General features: G+C 70.3%; 6 protein-coding genes. 4 read left to right on the forward strand and 2 right to left on the reverse strand.

Annotated elements, in window-relative coordinates; translation table 11 throughout:
- The first annotated feature begins 299 nt into the window (after positions 1 to 299).
- The 4 genes from NBX02_RS09550 to NBX02_RS09565 all read left to right on the forward strand — a co-directional run bounded on the left by NBX02_RS09550 (position 300) and on the right by NBX02_RS09565 (position 5,082).
- On the forward strand, positions 300 to 1,409 hold the full coding sequence (locus NBX02_RS09550) for a LuxR C-terminal-related transcriptional regulator (protein ID WP_250280865.1): 1,110 nt from the start codon (positions 300 to 302) through the stop codon (positions 1,407 to 1,409).
- A gap of 78 nt (positions 1,410 to 1,487) precedes the next feature.
- On the forward strand, positions 1,488 to 2,468 hold the full coding sequence (locus tag NBX02_RS09555) for a zinc-binding dehydrogenase (protein ID WP_250290982.1): 981 nt from the start codon (positions 1,488 to 1,490) through the stop codon (positions 2,466 to 2,468).
- Between the two features lie 30 nt (positions 2,469 to 2,498).
- A complete protein-coding gene (locus NBX02_RS09560; protein WP_250280861.1) occupies positions 2,499 to 3,284 on the forward strand; it encodes an enoyl-CoA hydratase/isomerase family protein in 786 nt (261 codons plus the stop codon).
- Positions 3,285 to 3,411: 127 nt separating this feature from the next.
- Positions 3,412 to 5,082: an AMP-binding protein gene (locus NBX02_RS09565; protein WP_250280859.1), complete on the forward strand. Its 1,671-nt coding sequence runs from the start codon at positions 3,412 to 3,414 to the stop codon at positions 5,080 to 5,082.
- A 133-nt stretch (positions 5,083 to 5,215) separates the two neighbouring features.
- On the opposite strand, the gene NBX02_RS09570 is transcribed toward NBX02_RS09565, so the two are convergent.
- Positions 5,216 to 5,707, reverse strand: coding sequence for a MaoC/PaaZ C-terminal domain-containing protein (locus NBX02_RS09570; protein ID WP_250280857.1), 492 nt, complete (start codon positions 5,705 to 5,707; stop codon positions 5,216 to 5,218).
- Positions 5,704 to 6,159: an FAS1-like dehydratase domain-containing protein gene (locus NBX02_RS09575; protein ID WP_250280855.1), complete on the reverse strand. Its 456-nt coding sequence runs from the start codon at positions 6,157 to 6,159 to the stop codon at positions 5,704 to 5,706. Before NBX02_RS09575 ends, NBX02_RS09570 begins: the two co-directional genes overlap by 4 nt.
- Between the last annotated feature and the right edge of the window lie 100 nt (positions 6,160 to 6,259).

The raw sequence follows: 6,259 nt of genomic DNA on the forward strand, positions 1-6,259 counted from the left end.
CGGGGCAGGGCGGGCGGTCCGGGACGCTCGTCGGCCGCGGCCACCGGTCAGGCCTGACCGGTCAGGTCCAGCTGGTCAGGTCTGACTGGTCAGGCCTGAACCGATCGGCCGGGCCTAGACTTACATGCCACACGCCTCACCGGTTCGGTGCGCAGGCCGGTGCGGTAGGCCCTTACGAACTGGATCTGGCAACGATGACTCCACCGAAGGGAAGAGGCCCCCGGGACGCCGCGGACACGATGGTTCCCGTCGGGGCGCGTCGGCGGCCTGACCTGACGCGTCGTGCGCGTGAACTACTGGTGACGGCCGGTCAGCTGGTCGGCGGCCCGGAGCAGGACGTCGCCCCCCGGCCCGCGGACGGCCTCAGCGGTGTCGACGGGCAGCTCGCGGTCATGGGTGGCCTGCTCCGTGACCGGCTCGTCTCGCCCGCGAAATACCCGGACGGTGCCTCGCTCGTCAACGTGAGCACGGCGCTGGCGGGGCTGCACACCATCCGCTACGAGATCCACGACTTTCTTGTCCACGAGCGCCTGGAGCGCCTGGACATGCTCGACGCCGGCCTGGCTCAGCTGCGGAAAGTACATGATCCGGACGAGCTGCTGAACCGCGTGTGCGAGTCGGTCGTGCACAGCTGCGGTTTCGACCGGGTGATGCTCTCGCGGGTCGAGGGCTCGGTGTGGCGGCCGTGGAAGAGCTACGCGGTCACCGACCAGGAGGTGGAGCGGACCTTCCGGAAGTGGATCAGTGCCATCCCGGAGATCCCTCTCGACCATCTGCTGCTCGAGAGCGAGATGGTGCGCCGGTGCGAGCCGGCGCTGGTCACCGACGGCGCGCACGACCGGCGGGTCTACCGTCCGCTGCTGGACGCCTCCGAGCTGCGCTCCTATGTCGCGGCGCCGCTCATGCCGACCGGCCGGGTGATCGGGTTCCTGCACGCGGACTACAAGGCCGAGCAGGCGTCCGCCCTCGACCGCGACATCCTGTGGGCCTTCGCCGAGGCGTTCGGGCAGATCTTCGAACGCGCCGTTCTGCTGGCGCGGCTGCGTGACCAGCGCGAGCAGGTGCGCAGCGCGATGCAGACCGTCGAGTCGGTGCTGGACGACCTCGCCGGCGCCGAGATCGATCTCGCCAGCCGGGAGCACGTCACCGCGCTCGCCGCCACCCGGCCCACCAGGATGCTGCACACCGCGCGCTCGTCGAAGATCGAATCTCTTACAGGCCGCGAGCTCGAGGTACTGACGCTGATGGCGACGGGCGCGACGAACAACCGGATCGCCGAGAAACTCGTGATCACCAACGGCACCGTGAAGTCGCATGTGAAGCGCATCCTGCGCAAGCTGGGCGCGGAGAACCGCGCGGAGGCCATCTCCCAGTACCTGCGCCTGACGATCGGCCAGAACCACCTGTAGCGGGGCTGCTTGCGCCCTCGCGGCTCCCGGCACTAGGGTCAAAATGGTCAGACCTTTTCGGGGAGTCCTGGAGGCAGGGTGCGCGCGGTTGTCCTCCACGAGTTCGGCCCGGCGGGCAACCTGCGGCTCACCGACTTCCCCGACCCGCGGCCGGAGCCCGGGTGGGTCACGGTGCGGCTGCGGGCCAGTGCCCTGAACTGGCACGACGTGCTGGTCCGGCAGGGCAGGTACCATTCCCCGCTGCCGCACGTGCCCGGCGCGGACGGCGCGGGCGTGCGGGTGGACACCGGCGAGGAAGTGGTGATCGTGCCCTCGCTGTGGTGGGGCGAGGACGACAGCGCGCCGGGCGCGGCCTGGGAGATCCTCGGCGACCACCGGCCGGGCACCTACGCCGAGCTGGTGCGGGTGCCCGTCGAGTGCGTGGTGCCGAAGCCCGCCGGGCTCAGCTGGCCGCAGGCGGCGGCCCTGCCGCTGGTGGGGCTGACCACCTATCGCGCGCTGTTCACCCGCGGCCGGCTGCGGGCCGGGGAGTCCGCCCTGGTGCTCGGCGCCGGTGGCGGTGTCGCCACGATGGCGGTCGGCCTCGCGGCCGGCATCGGCGCCTCGGTGGTGGTCACCTCGTCCTCGGCCGACAAGATCGATTCTGCCCGGGGGCTCGGGGCCGGCGGTGGCGTGCTCTACACCGAGCCCGACTGGCCATCGGCGGCGAAGGAGCTCTCACCCGCGGGGCAGGGCTTCGACCTCGTGCTGGACTCGGTGGGCACCTGGCAGGAGTCGATCCGGGCGCTGCGGCCGGGCGGCCGGCTGGTGGTCCTCGGCGCGTCGCGCGCGCAGGAGGCGCGCATCGACGTGCGGCACTTCTATTTCGGGCAGTTCGACCTGCTCGGTACCACAATGGGTGGTCCCCGCGACTTCGCCGGGCTGCTGGAGCTGCTGTCGTCCCGGCGGGTGGCGCCCCCGGTCATCGACCGGGTCTTCCCGCTCGACCAGGCCGACCGGGCGCATCAGTACCTCGAGCGGGGCGGCGGGTTCGGCAAGATCGTCCTGACGCAGGACTGAACACCCCGGACCGGGAAGGGACAACAGCCAATGGCAGACAAGCTCGTCCGTTACGAGGTCGACGACCACGGGGTCGCCGTCGTGACGCTGGATCACCCGGAGACCCGCAACGCGCTCAGCGACGAGCTCCTCGACGATCTCCTCGCCGCGCTGGAGGAGGCAAGGAACGACACCGGCGTGCGGGTCGCGGTGCTCACCTCGTCGCATGAGCGGATCTTCTCCGCGGGCGGCAACCTCAAGGCGTTCGCCGACGACCGTCCGACGATCACCAAGTACGCCGGGCTCGACCGCTTCCCGCGCCTGTTCAAGCTGATCGGGGCCCTGGGCAAGCCGGTGATCTGCGCCGCCAACGGTGACGTGCTCGCGGGGGCGTTCGGGCTGGCGCTGGCCTGCGACCTGGTGATCGCGAAGGAGTCGGTCCGGTTCGGCTGTCCGGAGATCAACGTGGGTGCGTTCCCCTTCATGATCTCGGCTCTCATCTACCGCAACGTCGGTCGGCTCAAGGCCAACGAGCTGATGCTGCTCGGTGAGCTCATCAGCGCTTCGGAAGCCCGTGACCTGGGCATTGTGAACGCGGTGGTGCCCGACGCCGAGTTCGGCGACGCTGTGGGCGCCTGGGCGCGCAAGGTGGCGTCGAAGTCCCCGCTGCTGATCAGGCTCGGCAAGGACGCCATCAACGCCACCCGGGACCTCGCGCTCGGCGAGGCGCTGGACGTGCTGCAGGCCCAGCTCGCGCTGGCCTTCACCACCGAGGACCTCGTCGAGGGGGTGCGGGCGTTCCGGGAGAAGCGGGCTCCCGAGTGGAAGATGCGATGATCGTCCGGTTCTGACCCGCCGTCGGCGACCGGTTCCTACTCGTTGCCTTTTTGGTCTAACCATTCTAAGGTTGACTGAAATAGTGTGACTTGAGGCACGGTAGCTGTTGACGACGAGGAAGATCACGATGACGTTCACGACGGTGACGGACCGCTACTCGCACGACGACATCGCCACCTGCTACGCCACCGGTGTATGGCGTGAGGAAACCCTGTCCGACGTCCTGGACGCGCAGGTCTCCCAGCAGCCCGACAAGGTCTTCGTCACGGACGGCAGCACGTCCCTGACCTACCGGGAACTGCGGGACAGCGGGTTACGCCTCGCGGCCGGCCTGCGGCGCCTGGGCATCGGCAGGGGGGACCGCGTCAGCGTCCAGCTCCCCAACTGGGCGGAGTTCACGCAGGCCGTGGTGGCGCTGGCGCGGATCGGCGCCGTCGCGATACCGATCATGCCGATCTACCGGAACGAGGAGGTCGGCTACATCCTGCGCGACGGCGGCGTCCGGGTGGCCATCACCAGCGAGAAGTTCAGGAAGTTCGACTACCTCGACATGTACACCAAGCTCCAGGTCGACAGCCCGGCCCTGGAGAAGATCGTCGTAGTGCGGGGGAGCGGCGCCGGCGAGCGCGACACGGTGATCCCCTTCGAGTCGCTGCTGACGGGCTCCGGCCCGGTGCCCACGGCCGAGGAGATCGGCGCGGGTGCCGGCGCCGACGACCCCTTCGTGATCGTCTACAGCTCGGGCACGACGTCCAGCCCCAAGGGCTGCCTGCACACCTTCAACACCTTCGCCGCCGGCTCGCGGCTGCTCGGCAGGGGCCTCGGCTACCGCCAGTCCGACGTCCAGTTCGGCCCGTCGCCGATAACACACACGACGGGGTTCATCACGAGCCTGCTCATACCGTTGATCTACGGTGCCGCGTCCCATCTGATGGACGTGTGGGAGCCCCGCGCGGGGCTGCGGCAGATCGGCGAGTTCGGCTGTACGGTCGCGGTGACCGCGACGACGTTCCTGCAGATGCTCATCGACGTCTACGACCCCGACCAGCACGATCCCGCCAGCCTGCGGATCTGGGTCTGCGCGGGCGCACCCATACCGGGCCCCTTCGTGGAACAGGCCCGTGACCTGCTGCCGAACTGCCAGATACTGAGCCTCTACGGCCGTACCGAGAACGCCGTGAGCACCATGTGCACGGCGGACGACGACCCGGCCCGTTCGGTCACCTCCGACGGGTCGGCGCTGCCCGGCACCTCGGTCAGGATCGTCGACGAGACGGGCCACGAGGTGCCGCGCGGCCAGGAGGGCGACATCGCCTTCCGCGGGCCCAGCCACATGCTCGGGTACATCAACAACCCCCAGGAGACCGCCGCCCTGTTCACCCCGGACGGCTACTCGCGCTCCGGCGACCTCGGGGTCATGGACGCCGACGGCTATGTCCGGGTGACCGGCCGGCTGAAGGACATCGTCATCCGCGGTGGCATGAACATCAGCGTCCGCCAGGTCGAGGACCTGCTCACCGCCCACCCGGCCATCAGCGACGTCGCGGTCGTCGGGATGCCGGACGAGCGGCTGGGGGAGCGGCTGTGCGGCTACCTCGTGCTCGCCGCGGGGCACGAGCCGCTGACGCTCGAGGACGTACGGACCTATCTGCTCGAGCGGGGGCTGGCCATCCAGAAGGTGCCCGAGCGCCTGGAGACCGTTCCACAGCTGCCGATGACCGCGACGGGCAAGGTCCAGAAGCACGTCCTGCGCACCGACATCGCCGAGAAGCTCAAGGCCGAGAAGCTCGGGGTGTGAGCCGGGGTGCCTCCCGCGGGTCCGGCTCAAAGCCGAGCGGAGACCCGCGGGAGACGCCCCGGTGCCGGCGCGGCGGCCACCGGTGGTGGCCGCCGGCGTGGGTGGGCCGGCGCGGTGCCGGGTCGAGGCGACCTCAGGACGAGGCGACGACGGCCTTCGCGCTGGCCCGTACCACCGTGTCGTCACCCCGGCGCACCGACAGGGCGATCTCGGCGACCGACTCGGCGGCCGGCGCGACGGCCGACTCCGCGTCCGGCCCGTCGGCCGGGCCGGGGCCCGGCCCGTCGATCGCGACGATGCCGACGATTTCGCCGGACAGGCGCAGGACGTCACCCAGGAAAACCGGGGCGACGAAGCGCACCTCGAATTCCCGCAGGTGTTCCACGCCGAGCCAGTCCGACAGCCAGCCGGCCAGTATCCCGGCCTGTAGCTGCCCCATCGAGATGACACCGGGAAAGCCGCTTGAGCGCACGAACTCGGGGTCGTGGTGCAGCGGGTTGAAATCGCCGCCGGCGCCGGCGAAACGCACGATGTCGGTCTGCGTGAGCGGCCCGATCTCCCGGGCCGGATGGGTGTCCCCGACCGCGGCCCGAACGGGCCGCCTGGCCCGGATGGGTTGACTCATGCGCTTTTTCCTCGCTCGATGAGCACGTCCCGCTGCCGGACGACCGGTGTTCCCGTGGCGTCGACATACTCGGTCTCCAGGGTCACGACGCGCATGGAGCCGCCGCGTTTCCCGGCACGGCGTTCGTCACCGACGACGCGGCGCACGGCGCGCAGCGAGTCCCCGGCCCGCAGGGGGCGCAGGTACTGCCAGCGCACCGAGCCCACGACCACGCGCTCGAGGGCCAGGCCGAGCCGGTCGACGAAGGCGCGCTGGTCACGCCAGTGCCCGACGGCGACGACGTGGGTCGGGGTGGCCAGCAGATCGTCGAAACCCGCGGCGCGCGCGGCGTCCGCGTCCGTGTGCACGGGGTCCGTGGTGAACGTCGCCCGGGCGAACTCCCAGATCTTGCCGCGCTCGACGTCGAAGGCGACCTCGTCCACGACCGTGCCGACGAGTTTCCCGTCGCTCACCCGTTGTTCCCCGCCGCCGTGAAAGCCGCCACCGTGCGGGTGGCGGCCGCGCGAGCAGTCATCGTACGAGTGGTCATCGTACGAGCAGTCATCGTACGAG

Source organism: Protofrankia sp. CiP1_Cm_nod1, from assembly GCF_920888515.1.
Classification (GTDB): Bacteria; Actinomycetota; Actinomycetes; order Frankiales; family Frankiaceae; genus Protofrankia.